This is a genomic window from Methylocapsa acidiphila B2 (genome assembly GCF_000427445.1).
Taxonomy (GTDB): Bacteria; Pseudomonadota; Alphaproteobacteria; order Rhizobiales; family Beijerinckiaceae; genus Methylocapsa; species Methylocapsa acidiphila.
In genome coordinates this window covers 892,314-905,326 of the sequence record NZ_KE386496.1, presented here as the reverse complement: position 1 = coordinate 905,326, position 13,013 = coordinate 892,314, and the positions used below count along the sequence as shown (strand labels likewise).

General features: G+C 60.5%; 13 protein-coding genes. 7 read left to right on the top strand and 6 right to left on the bottom strand.

The window, feature by feature from the left end; translation table 11 throughout:
* Positions 1-4: 4 nt before the first annotated feature.
* The gene (locus tag METAC_RS0105830) at positions 5-1,048 is read right to left on the bottom strand and encodes an aldo/keto reductase (RefSeq protein ID WP_026606297.1); all 1,044 of its coding nucleotides are present in this window, start codon (positions 1,046-1,048) and stop codon (positions 5-7) included.
* 159 nt (positions 1,049-1,207) lie between these two features.
* Here METAC_RS0105830 and METAC_RS0105825 point away from each other — a divergent pair, with 159 nt between their 5' ends.
* Entirely contained in the window at positions 1,208-1,399 is a 192-nt protein-coding gene (locus METAC_RS0105825) for a hypothetical protein (protein WP_036255320.1), read from the top strand.
* Between the two features lie 97 nt (positions 1,400-1,496).
* Here METAC_RS0105825 and METAC_RS0105820 read toward each other — a convergent pair whose 3' ends face one another.
* From METAC_RS0105820 to secG, 3 genes are all read right to left on the bottom strand, one after another.
* Positions 1,497-1,988, bottom strand: a complete 492-nt coding sequence (locus METAC_RS0105820; RefSeq protein ID WP_026606295.1) for a YciE/YciF ferroxidase family protein — start codon at positions 1,986-1,988, stop codon at positions 1,497-1,499.
* A 173-nt stretch (positions 1,989-2,161) separates the two neighbouring features.
* On the bottom strand, positions 2,162-3,790 hold the full coding sequence (locus tag METAC_RS0105815) for a CTP synthase (protein ID WP_026606294.1): 1,629 nt from the start codon (positions 3,788-3,790) through the stop codon (positions 2,162-2,164).
* A 110-nt stretch (positions 3,791-3,900) separates the two neighbouring features.
* Positions 3,901-4,278: a preprotein translocase subunit SecG gene (gene secG, locus METAC_RS0105810; RefSeq protein ID WP_026606293.1), complete on the bottom strand. Its 378-nt coding sequence runs from the start codon at positions 4,276-4,278 to the stop codon at positions 3,901-3,903.
* Positions 4,279-4,466: 188 nt separating this feature from the next.
* Here secG and METAC_RS0105805 point away from each other — a divergent pair, with 188 nt between their 5' ends.
* The 3 genes from METAC_RS0105805 to METAC_RS26335 are packed head-to-tail and all read left to right on the top strand — an operon-like array spanning position 4,467 to position 6,611.
* Positions 4,467-5,270 carry a hypothetical protein gene (locus tag METAC_RS0105805; RefSeq protein WP_026606292.1) on the top strand — a complete coding sequence of 268 codons (804 nt, stop codon included), beginning with the start codon at positions 4,467-4,469 and terminating at the stop codon, positions 5,268-5,270.
* The gene (locus METAC_RS0105800) at positions 5,270-6,160 is read left to right on the top strand and encodes a ParA family protein (protein ID WP_026606291.1); all 891 of its coding nucleotides are present in this window, start codon (positions 5,270-5,272) and stop codon (positions 6,158-6,160) included. Before METAC_RS0105805 ends, METAC_RS0105800 begins: the two co-directional genes overlap by 1 nt.
* The gene (locus METAC_RS26335; RefSeq protein ID WP_156898123.1) at positions 6,150-6,611 is read left to right on the top strand and encodes a hypothetical protein; all 462 of its coding nucleotides are present in this window, start codon (positions 6,150-6,152) and stop codon (positions 6,609-6,611) included. Before METAC_RS0105800 ends, METAC_RS26335 begins: the two co-directional genes overlap by 11 nt.
* A 24-nt stretch (positions 6,612-6,635) precedes the next feature.
* On the opposite strand, the gene tpiA is transcribed toward METAC_RS26335, so the two are convergent.
* Positions 6,636-7,409, bottom strand: a complete 774-nt coding sequence (tpiA, locus tag METAC_RS0105785; RefSeq protein ID WP_026606289.1) for a triose-phosphate isomerase — start codon at positions 7,407-7,409, stop codon at positions 6,636-6,638.
* Positions 7,410-7,562: 153 nt separating this feature from the next.
* Here tpiA and METAC_RS27295 point away from each other — a divergent pair, with 153 nt between their 5' ends.
* The 3 genes from METAC_RS27295 to METAC_RS22530 all read left to right on the top strand — a co-directional run bounded on the left by METAC_RS27295 (position 7,563) and on the right by METAC_RS22530 (position 12,022).
* Positions 7,563-9,491 (top strand): peptidylprolyl isomerase, encoded by a 1,929-nt coding sequence (locus tag METAC_RS27295; protein ID WP_026606288.1) that lies wholly within the window; start codon positions 7,563-7,565, stop codon positions 9,489-9,491.
* A 14-nt stretch (positions 9,492-9,505) separates the two neighbouring features.
* A complete protein-coding gene (trpE, locus tag METAC_RS0105775; RefSeq protein WP_026606287.1) occupies positions 9,506-11,023 on the top strand; it encodes an anthranilate synthase component I in 1,518 nt (505 codons plus the stop codon).
* 96 nt (positions 11,024-11,119) lie between these two features.
* A complete protein-coding gene (locus METAC_RS22530) occupies positions 11,120-12,022 on the top strand; it encodes a hypothetical protein (protein ID WP_051335410.1) in 903 nt (300 codons plus the stop codon).
* Between the two features lie 109 nt (positions 12,023-12,131).
* Here the strand turns inward: METAC_RS22530 and METAC_RS26735 are convergent, their stop codons facing one another.
* Complete coding sequence (locus METAC_RS26735; protein WP_198017173.1) at positions 12,132-12,731, bottom strand: hypothetical protein; 600 nt, start codon at positions 12,729-12,731, stop codon at positions 12,132-12,134.
* Positions 12,732-13,013: the final 282 nt, after the last annotated feature.

The window sequence follows — 13,013 nt, the reverse complement described above, 5'->3', positions numbered from 1 at the left end:
GGTTTCAAGGCGCGAGATTGCCGCTCAATTGATGAAGCGCGTCGATCCGCTTTTCGAGATCGGCCGGAATCTTCACGTCAATCGAATCGATGTCGCTCTTCAATTGCTCGAGCGTCGTCGCGCCGATGATATTGGAGGTCACGAACGGCCGCGTCGTCACGAACGCCAAGGCGAGATGGACGGGATCGAGGCCGAATTCCTTGGCGAGCGCCAGATAGTCGTCGATCGCCGCCTCAACGCCCGGCTTTTCATAGCGCTGGCCGCGCTCGAACAAGGTCGTCCGCGCGCCCGGCGGCCGCGCGCCACGCTGATATTTGCCGGTGAGATAGCCCTGCGCCAGCGGCGAATAGGCGAGCAGGCCGACCTGTTCCCGCAGAGCGACCTCGGCGAGCCCGATCTCGAAGGTTCTGTTCAGCAGATGATAGGCGTTCTGGATCGAGACGACGCGCGGCCCCTTGCCCGCTTCCGCCGCCTGGACAAAGCGCATGGTTCCCCAGGAGGTCTCGTTCGAAAGCCCAACATGGCGGATTTTGCCGGCCTGCACCAATTCGCCGAGAATCTCGACCGTCTCCTCGATCGGATTCTCGGAGCCTTTCGGAAGATCACGAAAAGTTGTGGTGCGGTCGTTGAAAAGCGGCAGGGCACGATCCGGCCAATGGAGCTGATATAGGTCGATATAATCAGTCTGGAGCCTTTGGAGCGACCCCTCGACGGCGGCTGTGATGTGCTTTCGATTGAGCTCGGTCGGCTCGCCGCGCAGCCAGCTCATCTGGCCCCGCCCGGCGACTTTGGTGGCGAGAATCACCTTGTCCCGATTGCCGCGCGCCTTGAACCAGGAGCCGATGATCCGCTCGGTCGAGCCTTGGGTCTCCGCACGCGGCGGGATCGAATACATTTCCGCCGTATCGAAGAAATTGATCCCGCGATCGAGCGCGTAATCCATTTGGGCGTGGCCTTCGGCCTCGGTGTTCTGCTGCCCCCAGGTCATCGTCCCAAGGCAGATCGCCGAGACGTGCAAGTCCGTTCGGCCGAGTTGACGCCGCTCCATAGTTTCATCCTTTGAAATTTTGCGGCGCAGGTCGCGGCGGACATTCCACCACTCGCGCTTAGACCCTGCCCCGGCTAAGACCCAAGCGTAATCTACGGTACGAGCAGGCGCAATATCTGCATCATGGCTGCAAACGATCGTCCAACCGGAGCTTTGCCAATGACCTCAGATTGCCCCGCAGAGCCGGCGTCCTACCGAGTCTTTTTTCTGGACGGCCAGGGCAAAATACAAAAATCGAAGGCGCTTTCCTGCGCCGATGACGACGAAGCCGTCGCCACGGCGCGCATGCTCGCCGACGGACGTATATTGGAGCTCTACGACGGCTGCCGACTCGTGCTTCGGCTCCCTTAGCTGGCGCGCACCGAGACGCCGCGTGACCTGTATTGAAGCAGATTCACGCGACATTCGGCTCGGGGCCATGTTTAAGTCAAGCTGCACCCGCCGCGATTTAGGCCGTGGCGTCCTGGTTGACCTTGCTCTCGGCCAGATCGGTCAGGAGGCGGTCTGTCTTCTTCTCCTCCTCCAGCGTCTCGCCCAAGAGCTTGCTCGCCTCCTTCTTGCCGAGCCGATCGGCCCACGCGATCAGCGTGCCGTAGCGAGCGATCTCGTAATGCTCGATCGTTTGCGCGGAGGCTATCAGGGCCGCGTCACAGACGGCCTCGTCTTCCACCTCGCCCATGCTTTCCTTCGCTTCGGCGATAATTCCGTCCATCGCCTCGCATCGTATCGACCGCGGAGAGGCCCCGAATTGTTCGAAAACCAGCTCCAGCCGCTCGATCTGCTGTTCGGTTTCGTCGCGATGCTTCTCGAAAGCCTGCTTGAGTTCGGGAGAGGCGGCCGCTTTCGCCATCTTTGGCAAGTTCTTGTAGATCTGCTTCTCGGCGTAATAAATGTCCCGCAACGTGTTGAGGAACAGGTCGTTCATCGACTTGACCTGCATAACCATTCTCCGTGGTCCAAGGCGCGCGCATGACGCGGGCGCGCCGGGTCTCGCCCGTCCGACAAGACAAGGCGTCGGATTGCTCGAACGCGACGAATAGAAGGAAGTTCCGACTCGAGCTGACCGCGCGAGGCTCGGCTCGTGGAGGTTGGCTGAGGAATCTGGCGCTGGTTTCACACCAGTCGCGATTGCTCCAGCGCCGCCGCGATGAAGCTGGCGAAAAGCGGATGCGGATCGAAGGGGCGGGATTTCAGCTCGGGGTGGAATTGAACGCCGATGAACCACGGATGGCCGACGAGTTCGACAGTCTCCGGCAAGAGCCCGTCGGGCGACAGGCCAGCGAAGATCATCCCCTTTTCCGCAAGCCTTTCACGATAGGCCGTATTGACTTCATAGCGGTGCCGGTGCCGCTCCGAGATCTCGGTCTTGTCGTAAATGGCCGCGATTTTCGAATCGGGCGCCAGTATGGCTCGATAGGCGCCGAGACGCATGGTGCCGCCGAGATCCCCTTCGGCGCAACGAATCTGCAATTCATTGCCGCGCATCCATTCGGTCATGAGACCGACGACTGGCTCACGCGTCGGGCCGAATTCGGTTGAATTGGCGTCGTGGATTCCGGCGAGGGACCGCGCGGCCTCTATCACGGCCATCTGCATCCCGAAGCAAATCCCGAAATAAGGCACTTTGCGCTCGCGCGCGAATCGCGCCGCCATGATCTTCCCCTCGGCCCCGCGCTGGCCGAAACCGCCGGGCACGAGAATCCCATGGACATGGTCGAGATGCGGCGCGGGATCGGCGCTCTCAAAAATTTCCGATTCGATCCAGTCGAGCTTGACCGTGATCCGATTGGCGATCCCGCCATGGGTCAATGCCTCGATCAAGGATTTATAGGCGTCCTTGAGCCCGGTATATTTCCCGACGATCGCGATCGTGACCTCGCCCTCGGGATTATGAATGCGCTCCATGACCGCGTTCCAGCGGCTCATGTCCGGCTTGGGCGCAGGCTCGATCCCAAAGGCGGCGAGAACTTCCTGGTCGAGGCCGGCGGCGTGATAGGCGCGCGGCGCGTCATAGATCGAGGCGACGTCCCGCGCCTCGATGACCGCGCTTTCCCGCACGTTGCAAAAAAGGCCGAGCTTGCGGCGCTCCTCGCGGGGAATCTCGCGCTCGGTGCGGCAAAGAAGAATATTCGGCTGGATGCCGATCGAGCGCAGCTCCTTGACCGAGTGCTGGGTCGGCTTTGTCTTGAGCTCTCCGGCGCTCGGAATATAGGGCAGAAGCGTCAGATGGACATAGATCGCGTGGCCGCGCGGCAGGTCGTTGCCGAGCTGGCGGATGGCTTCGAAAAAAGGCAGGCCCTCTATGTCGCCGACCGTGCCGCCGATTTCGACCAGCACGAAATCGACGCCCTCGTTGCCATTCAGGATGAATTCCTTGATGGCGTTGGTGACATGCGGAATGACCTGCACGGTCGCGCCGAGATAGTCGCCGCGCCGCTCCTTGGCGATGATCTCCTGATAGATCCGCCCGGTCGTGATATTGTCTTGGCGCGCGGCCGGCCGGCCGGTGAAGCGCTCATAATGGCCGAGATCGAGATCGGTTTCTGCGCCGTCGTCGGTGACGAAGACCTCGCCATGCTGATAGGGGCTCATCGTCCCCGGATCGATGTTGAGATAAGGGTCGAGCTTGCGCAGACGCGCCGTATAGCCGCGCGCCTGCAACAGGGCTCCGAGCGCCGCCGACGCGAGCCCTTTGCCAAGCGAAGAGACCACGCCGCCGGTGATGAAAATATACCGCGCCATGGGCCCCAAGGCTTATCCTGTTTCCGCCGGTTTGGGGAGCCGCTTTATGGCTGTCCCCTTTTCATCCACATAATTGTCGTCGGCGGACCGAAGTCGGCGAATGGCCGCGATTACTTTTGAGCCGGCGTTTCCGGCGCGCTCGGCTGGCCGTCAGGCGGCGTCGCCGGGGTGCGATTGTCCAACCGTTTCAATTGATCCAGCAAATTGCCTTGAGCCGGCGCTTCATTGGCCGGGCTCGTCGCAGCGCTCGGGATGATCACGGGGGGCGCCTGATTCAGCTTCGCGAGAACGGTCAAGCCGAGGCTGGTGGCGAAAAACAAGCCAGCGAGAATCGCCGTCGCCCGCGTCAGAACATTGGCCTGGCCGCGCCCGGTCATGAATCCGCTGCCGCCGACGCCCAGAGCGCCGCCCTCCGATCGTTGCAGGAGCACGGTCACCACCAAGGCGACCACAATCATAAGGTGAATGACGATCAAGATCGACTGCATGGAAAAAAATAGCCTCGCTATGCCTCGGAACTGCTCTTTATCGGCAAGCAGCGGCCGCGGCAAGCGTCGGCGCCGAGGACGTTGACGCCTCCAGGCGCAAGGATTTTCTCTATTGCACCGCCTACGTTTGTTATATACGTGTTTGAACGCAATTCATTTTATTCATTCGATTTTAGTCAAGGCGGCACATGGAGTTCACGCCAGAGGCCTTGGCGAGCCACATCCTGCCCTTGTTGCCGCGCGACGGGACGCCGGTCCTCAACCGCGTCATGCGGGTGATGCTGTCGCGTCAACTGGAGCATCAAATCGGCCCGGAGATTTATTTCGCGGCCCGCGATATTCTGCTCAAGAAAGGCAAGATTGGGCGACTGCGCGGCCAAAACGGCCAGATTTTCCTGGCCGCGACGAATGGATCTCAGCAGCCTGCCGCCGCCGCCGAGACCGCCGCGCCCTGGCCCGAAGTCAAGCTGATGCAGCCGCTCCAGGCCTATCTCGAAGGCGGATTTCGGCAGGGGCTGGACCTTCCGCCAGATTCCGTCGCCATTGTGCAAGACACCTCCGCGAAAGGCCCGGCGAGAGGCCTTTGGGCGCGGCCGGACTTCATTCTGGTCAGCGCGATGCGGTTCAAGTACCTGCCCGGCGCGCAGGTCGACGTCCATAGTTTCGAGTTGAAGACCGAGACCGGCTGTTCGGTTCTTTCGGTCCATGAAGCGCTCGCGCAGACGCGTTACACGCATTTCGGCCATTTGGTTTGGCATTTGCCCGAAGGCACGAAATCCGAAGCCAAGCTCGCCGAGATCGAAAATCATTGCGCCGAGCATGGAATCGGCTTGATCCGGATGCGCGATCCTTCAGCTGGAGACGGCTGCGAAATTCTGGTCGATCCGGTCCGCAAATCCACGCTGACGACGACGATCGAGGGGTTTTTGGAGACGCGTCTCACAGAGGCGCAGAAAAGCGTTCTCATCCGCGCCACGCAAGGACAGCGCTAATGGCCGGAAAAATGATCGCGATCGCCAATATGAAAGGCGGCGTCGGCAAGACGACGACGGTGGTCAGCCTCGCCGAAGCCTTGGCGGCGGACGATCCCACGGCCTCGATTCTGGTCGTTGATCTCGACCCCCAGGCCAGCGCCTCGGCGTGCTTGGCGGGCGACGGTCTTTTGGCGACGATGATCGAGGAAGGTCGAACGATAGACGCTTTTCTCGCGCTTCGCCTGATTACACGGGAGCCAGCACGGCTCGCGCCAAGAATTCGTCATGCAGTTAGCCGAACGACGCATAAAGGAGACCCGCTAAAAATCTCTTTCTTGCCGTGCGGGCCACATCTCCGGCTCGTGGAGCGCGAAATTATCTATAATCTTACTGAACGAGAATACAGCATGAGGGCTATTGAGGGGCAAACCTGGAAGCTCTTCGAGCAAGAATTTCTGCCCCTCAAGGAGGCCTATACTTATGTTATTTTTGATTGTCCGCCAGGCATCTCTCCCTTAACCGAGATTGCTATTAGAGCAAGCGATCTCGTCATTGTGCCCACCATTCCCGACCGCGTCTCGATACTCGGGTTGGATGCCTTCTGTCAGATCATCTGGAAGGAGCCGCCGGGCGTTTTACCGAAGCCGAGGCTTTTGCCGCATGTTCTCGTCACCCGATGGCAGAAGAATGTTAAACAACACCAAGATATTCTCGCACAGCTTAAAGTCGAGGCCAAAGCCAAGGATCCGGGGATTTGCTTGCTCAATACTAGGGTGCAGCAAGCAGCGGCGCTCGCCGGAGCCTTGGCGAATGACGGTGCGCCGACATTCAAACAAAAGTACGGGGAGGTCATCTCTGTGCTCGACCAACTCGTTCAAGAGCTGAAGGGAGTGCTCCGTGTCAATTGACGTAGACGGCTTCGGCGTGCTGCGCATAATCGCCGAAAACCCACAAATTTTTTCTGATATTGCGGCAGAGATCAATAAAGCCGCGCGCGCGCTCGTCGTAGGCCAACTCAAGGCGAAGACGATCAATCTTGCTCGAGTGCGCGCGGTTTATGATGCGATTGGCGGTGACGCGTTTGCGCATGTTCTCGATGGCTTAGCCGATCCGGCCGCCGCTTCGCTCATAAAGAAGCTCGACAAGAACCACCCCGACATAGCGACGGCCTCCGCGGAATGGCGTCGTCGGAGAATTAGCGAACTCGCACAAGGCTCCGTCGAGCCGGCCGCGAAAGCCAAAGCAGAACCCAAGCAAAAAGCTGCGAAGTCAGCAAAACCGTCGAAGCCAAAAGTTGAGCGGGCCTTGGGCAGCAAAGCGATGGCGGCCAAGTGGGATGGTAAAAACCGCGACGAATAGCGATTCTTGTCACAACCCAAAGCGTTACCGATAGACCCCCGCTATCGCCATGAAATCGTCGGATGTCAGGCTGGCCCCGCCGACGAGCGCGCCGTCGACGTTCTCGACGCGCATCAGTTCGCCGGCGTTGCCGGGCTTCACCGAGCCGCCGTAAAGAATGCGGATTGCGTCGCCTCGGCCCGGCAAATGCTCGTGAATCTGGCCGCGAATGAACCGATGCATCTCGGCGATGTCATGGGTCGTTGGCGTCAAGCCCGTGCCGATCGCCCAGACTGGCTCATAGGCGATGACGAGGGTTTCTGAGCTCGAGTTCAGTGGGATCGAGCCGGCGAGCTGGGCGCCGACGACAGGCAGCGCCTCACCCGCCTCCCGCTCCGCCTTGGTCTCGCCGACGCAGACGATTGCAGTCAAGCCGGCGCGAAAGGCGGCGACGGCCTTTTCCCGGACGGCTTCGTTTCCTTCGTTATGGCCGGATCTCCGCTCGGAATGACCGAGAATCACATATTTGGCGCCGGCGTCCTTCAGCATCTCCGCCGAAATATCGCCGGTGAAAGGCCCGGAGGGCTCGGCATGGCAATGTTGGCCGCCGAGCGCGACTGGAGCGCCCTCGCAAATCGACGCGGCGGCCATGATCATGGTGGCGGGCGGGCAAATGACGAGTTCGGCCTCGCCCGCGCCGCCCTCGGCCGCCGCCGCGCAAATTTTGGCGATCTCCGGGAGATTCTTCCGCAATCCGTTCATCTTCCAATTGCCGGCGACGAGCGGTCGCAGCCGGGGCGAAACTTGTCTATCTCGCATGAATATGTTTCCGATTGCGGAGGTCGGAGCCGCGTTGCATGCGCGGGACCACCTTCTTATAGTCCCGTCCGCATTTGTGAAAGCCGCCAAGCTTCTCCGGTACGACGCCTTCCCCGCACAAAAGCCCTCCCCTGACAAAGAGACCGCGACGACATGCTCGAGAAAATGCGCGCTGCGACCCAAGGCCTAATCGGCCGCGCCATCATGGGCGTGGTCATGGGGTTGATTATCTTGAGCTTCGCGATCTGGGGCATAGGCGATATTTTTCGCGGCTTCGGCGCCGACAAGCTGGCCAAAGTCGGCGGCGAGGAAATTACCGTCGAGGCCTTTCGCAGCGCCTACCAAAACCAGCTGCAGCGCCTACAGCAACAATTGCGGCGCAACATCACGAATGAAGAAGCGCGCCAGTTCGGCCTCGATCGCCAGATCCTCTCCCGACTCGTCAGCGAGGCGGCCCTGGATCAGCAGGCGCGCGCGCTTGACCTCGCGATCAGCGACCAAGAGATCGCCAAGGCGATCATGAACGATCCAGCGCTGAAAGGGCCGACCGGTCATTTCGACCGCGCGCGCTTCGACGAGATCCTCCGCAACAACGGCCTCAGCGAGAAAGGCTTCGTTCGCGAACAGCGCGCCGTCTATCTGCGTCAGGAGATCACCGACGCTTTGACGCATGGCCTGCAATTGCCGAAAGCCATGCTCGAAGCCATTCATCGCTTTCAATCTGAAAGCAGAAGCGTTGATTATGTCGTCCTACCGGCGACGGCGGGAGGCGTCGTTCCCGCGCCTTCCCCCGAGGCGCTGCAAAGATATTTTGACGATCGGGCGCAAAGCTACAGCACTCATGAATATCGGGGCCTCGTGGTCTTGACCGTCGCCCCGGCGGATATAGCGAAGCCCGGGACGGTTTCCGACGCCGACGCGCAGAAGCGCTATGAAGAGGTCAAATCGGCCCGTTTCGGCGCGCCGGAGAAAAGGGCTGTCGAGCAGGTCCTTTTTCCTGATGAGGCGCAAGCCGCCGCCGCTCGCGCCAAGCTTACGGCCGGCGCAAACTTCGACGACATACTCAAGGACAGGAATCTGACGCAAAAAGACGTCGATCTCGGCGTCGTGACGCGGGACGCCTTGATCGACAAGGCGGTGGCCGAGGCCGCCTTCGCCCTTCCCGAAGGTCAGGTCAGCGCGCCGGTCAAGGCGCAATTCGGCACGGTCCTCTTGCGCGTCGCCAAGGTGATCCCATCAAGCGTCAAGCCGTTTTCGGAGGTCAAAGACGATCTCAAGCGTGAGATCGCCCAACAACGCGCCAAGGAGGAGATCGCACGGCTTCATGACGCGATCGAGGACCAGCGCGCCTCGGGCAAGACCTTGGCGGAAGCGGCGAAAAGCGCGGGCCTCGAAGCGCGCGCAGTTCCGGCCATCGACATGGCGGGAAGCGACCCGCAAGGCGTCTCCGTCGCCGATCTACCTAATCTCCAGCCGCTGCTGAAGGCCGCCTTCGCGTCCGACATCGGCGTCGACAACGACACCTTGCGGATTGGCGACGGAGGTTATCAATGGTTCGAGATCACGAAGGTGGACAAAGCGCGCCAGAAGAGCTTCGACGAGGTCAAAGATGAAGTCGAAAAAGCTTGGCGCGACGACGAGGCGACGAAGCTGCTGGCCGCTAAAGCCGACGAGTTGACGAAGCGAATCGACGCAGGCGAATCCTTGGCGGCGATCGCAGCGGCGGAGGGAAAGCTCACGGTCAAGCGCGCCGACGGGGTCAAGCGAAGCGGGGATCCGGAACTGCTCGCCAAGGGCTTCACGCCTCCCATCATCGTCCAGATCTTCAATGTCGGCCTGCATCGCGGAGGCTCCGCGCGGATGGACGACGGCGGCCGGATCCTGTTTCAGGTCGCGGCGGCCGAAGTTCCTGCTTTCGACGCCAATGCGTCGGGCCTTGTCGCAATCGCCGGCGAGATCAAGAGCGGATTCATTGACGACGTCATCGCCCAATATCTGGCGAAACTTCAAAATCAGCTTGGCGTGAAGATCAACATGCGCGCCTTCGCCGCGGCGGCCGGCGCATCGCCAAGCGACTATTGAGCGCGCGCGATCAGATGTTCGAACCTTCCATCGAGGCCTGCGCCAAGAGCTATGAATCCGGCCGTCCGCGCCTTGTCTTCGCGCGCCTCATCGCCGATCTCGAGACCCCCGTTTCCGCCTTTTTGAAGCTTTCGGCGAGCCGACCCGGTCGCGCCTTTTTGCTCGAATCGGTCGAAGGCGGCGCGATGCGCGGCCGCTATTCCATGATCGGCCTCGATCCCGATCTCGTCTGGCGTGTCTTCGGCGGCAAGGCGGAGATCAATCGCCGCGCCCTCGTCGAACCGCATGCTTTCGAGTCTTGCGGGGAACCTCCCCTCATCTCGCTGCGCGCCCTCATCGCCGAATCCCGCATCGAAGAGCCCGAGGACTTGCCGCCAATGGCCGCCGGCGTCTTCGGCTATCTCGGCTATGATATGGTCCGCCAGATGGAGCGGCTCGGCCCCGCCAAGCCGGACCCAATTGGGACGCCGGACGCGATGCTGATCCGCCCGACGGTCATGGTCGTCTTCGACGCGGTGAAGGAAGAAATTTTCGTCGTCACGCCCCTGCGGCCGGAGGCCGGCGCTCCGTTTCGCGCAGCCTATGACCGGGCGCTCGAGCGGATCGACGCCGTGGTCGCCACGCTCGAAGGGCCGCTTGCGCACGATGCCGTTTGCGCCGACCCCTATCTCGCCGCCGGCGAGCCGCGCTCGAACACCGACGAAAAGCGCTTCCATGAGATGGTCGAGCGCGCGAAAGACTATATCCGCGCCGGCGATATTTTTCAGGTTGTTCTCTCCCAGCGCTTCTCGGCGCCTTTCGCCCTGCCCGCCTTTTCGCTCTACCGAGCGCTGCGGCGGGTCAATCCCTCGCCCTTCCTCTGCTATCTCGACTTCGGGCCGTTCCAGATCGTTTGCTCGAGCCCGGAAATTCTCGTCCGCGCGCGCGACGGCAAGGTGACCATCCGCCCTATCGCCGGCACGCGCTGGCGCGGCAAGACGAAAGAGGAAGACGAGCGCCTGGCCGCGGATCTACTCGCCGACGAAAAAGAGCGCGCCGAGCATTTGATGCTGCTCGATCTTGGCCGCAATGACGTCGGCCGCGTCGCCAAGATCGGCAGCGTCGAGGTGACCGACCAATTCGTGGTCGAGCGCTATAGCCATGTCATGCACATCGTCTCGAACGTCGAGGGCGCGCTCGATCCCGCGCATGACGTGATCGACGCGCTTTGCGCCGGCTTTCCGGCTGGCACGGTGTCCGGGGCGCCGAAAGTCCGCGCGATGGAGATCATTGACGAGCTGGAGACGGACAAGCGCGGCGTCTATGGCGGCTGCATCGGCTATTTCGGCGCGTCCGGCGAAATGGACACCTGCATTATTCTGCGCACCTCCGTCGTCAAGGACGGCGTCATGCATGTCCAGGCGGGCGCCGGCGTCGTCTATGATTCAGACCCGGCCTATGAGCAGCGCGAATGCGTCAACAAGGCCCAAGCCTTGTTTCGGGCAGCCGAAGAGGCGGTGCGCTTCGCGACGCGGTCGAAACGGGGACAATGAAGGAAGTAGAGGCCAAATTCTTGCTAAGCGGCTCGGATCATTTTTTCTGAGCCGACGTCGGTCCTGGCGGAGCGGCGCGGCCTAAGGCCGTCGCCAATGAAGCTCGACTATTCCACGCTCTCAAAGGATGGCTTGGTCGTCTATCCGGACATTTTCTCCGCGACCGACGGAGCGCCGAGCCTGTCCGCGCGGGATTTCTTGGACAGGGACCGAGACTTTCCAGAGATTGTCGGTTTTGTGCCCAATTTGTCGGATTTTACGATCGGCGACGATTGCGATATCGGGGCCTTCGAAATCAAGGCGCAGGAGAGCGACGTCGTCTGCGTTCCGAGCAATATCGCTTGGCTTTTGCCGACGACAAAACTCATCCTCGACGATCTCTACAGCCATGCCGGCACGTCCGCCGCATGGCAATGCCAGGTGAGCCTCCAGTTCTTTCGCATGAGCTATGAACATGGACAGCATCTTCTGTTCGATCGCATTCATCGCCATGCGACGGAAGGGAAGATGGTGATTTATGTCGCGACCGCCATCGACTCCGGCGAAGACGGAGATCCGGAAGCCCTGGGCACCGAATTCTACGCGCCGGAGGTCTTGGGCAAGCGCATCAACCGCGCGCAAAGAGCTGCGTCGCCCACGGATTTCCAACGTAAATTCGCGGATCTTGGAATTGTCGCGGCGCCGGGCGGCGCCATCATCCGCTTCAGCGAGAATACGCTGCATGCGGCGCCGGATTTGGCGCATGCCTTGATTGCCGACATGGGCTCGATCGCGCCGCCGAACCGCGCCGGCGTCCGGCGAAGCCTGATCAACATAATTGCGAGCTACAGACAGGACGACGGGATCGTCTACGGCCGCTCGCGTCCGCCGAATGACCATCGCCCCTCTCCTGTCCACGCGATCGCGGAAAGGCGCGAGGGATATGTTGCAGCGGCGGAGCGGGTTTTGGAAGCGCGAGGGGCAGTGCGTTCCGCGACAGCGAGCAAGCGCGCGCAATAAGCGGAATTCTAGCGCCGCGGCGCACAGGCTGTGGTTACTAAGAAACTTCTATTCAAGTCCGAAGAGTTTCTCCACAAACGCGATAGAGAGCTTAAAAAAATCAATTCAATTAAGGACATAAGGCTCCAATTGTGCTGCCATCGCGGAACCACAAGCGTAAACATGCCCCCGGATGTTCTTTGCTCCAAGCCCGAACTTCTTCTTTTGTGCAGGTGTAGAAGGTTGCCAACGCGCGATCGAAAGCTTCGTGGCATTCTGCTACGGATGTATAGCCTTCGATTTTCCAAGGCGCGATTACGGGCTCAATGACCTTGCTATGCTGCACAATATGACCTTCGACTAATGGCTTGCCGCTGTCTTTTGCGTCCGTATTTTTGAGTGCTGGTCGACTGGGCAAATTGCTTCTATTTTCGGATTCTTTCCCGTGTCGGGATGGGACAGGAATTAAAAGCTCTCCAGCGGGAGTGGATGTTACTTGCATCGCCGTGTCTGCGCGGGTCGTCGATTGATTGGAATGAGAAGAATCTAGCGCGCCACTGAGTGCAACCAGTACGCCGCCGATTACAATTAATAGAGCCGGAGAGGTGACGACTCCTATCGCGCTGAGCACTCCAGCCAATAGGGATGTTCCGATGCCCGCCGCATTCTTCCCGATGATACCTAGGGCGAGACCTATGACGGCGCATATCGCCGCCAGCGGAATAAACACTAGTCCCCAAGTCAGAATTCCGAGGACACCGAAAAGGCATCCCAATAGGCCTGCGAGAACCCCCATCTGCGGTTACCTATCTTTGAGTATCGTTCCCTAAACGACCTCGGGTAGGACATCGACGCAGGCGATTGGATCGCCATAATCCTCGATCCTTCAATGTCGGAATCACCGAAAGCAGCTGCATTTAGATTTGCTCGTTTCGTTTTGCTGAAACAAGCACAAACCGCTTAGTCCCAGCATCTGCCGGGCACCCGCCTTGACCTCAGTGCCGGAGCGGCC

What these genes read in the sequence shown, in the direction of transcription:
- METAC_RS0105830 (WP_026606297.1), bottom strand. Translation starts at nt 1,048, where the DNA reads ATGGAGCGGCGTCAACTCGGCCGAACGGACTTGCACGTCTCGGCGATC.
- METAC_RS0105825 (WP_036255320.1), top strand. Translation starts at nt 1,208, where the DNA reads ATGACCTCAGATTGCCCCGCAGAGCCGGCGTCCTACCGAGTCTTTTTT.
- METAC_RS0105820 (WP_026606295.1), bottom strand. Translation starts at nt 1,988, where the DNA reads ATGCAGGTCAAGTCGATGAACGACCTGTTCCTCAACACGTTGCGGGAC.
- METAC_RS0105815 (WP_026606294.1), bottom strand. Translation starts at nt 3,790, where the DNA reads ATGGCGCGGTATATTTTCATCACCGGCGGCGTGGTCTCTTCGCTTGGC.
- secG (WP_026606293.1), bottom strand. Translation starts at nt 4,278, where the DNA reads ATGCAGTCGATCTTGATCGTCATTCACCTTATGATTGTGGTCGCCTTG.
- METAC_RS0105805 (WP_026606292.1), top strand. Translation starts at nt 4,467, where the DNA reads ATGGAGTTCACGCCAGAGGCCTTGGCGAGCCACATCCTGCCCTTGTTG.
- METAC_RS0105800 (WP_026606291.1), top strand. Translation starts at nt 5,270, where the DNA reads ATGGCCGGAAAAATGATCGCGATCGCCAATATGAAAGGCGGCGTCGGC.
- tpiA (WP_026606289.1), bottom strand. Translation starts at nt 7,409, where the DNA reads ATGCGAGATAGACAAGTTTCGCCCCGGCTGCGACCGCTCGTCGCCGGC.
- METAC_RS27295 (WP_026606288.1), top strand. Translation starts at nt 7,563, where the DNA reads ATGCTCGAGAAAATGCGCGCTGCGACCCAAGGCCTAATCGGCCGCGCC.
- trpE (WP_026606287.1), top strand. Translation starts at nt 9,506, where the DNA reads ATGTTCGAACCTTCCATCGAGGCCTGCGCCAAGAGCTATGAATCCGGC.
- METAC_RS22530 (WP_051335410.1), top strand. Translation starts at nt 11,120, where the DNA reads ATGAAGCTCGACTATTCCACGCTCTCAAAGGATGGCTTGGTCGTCTAT.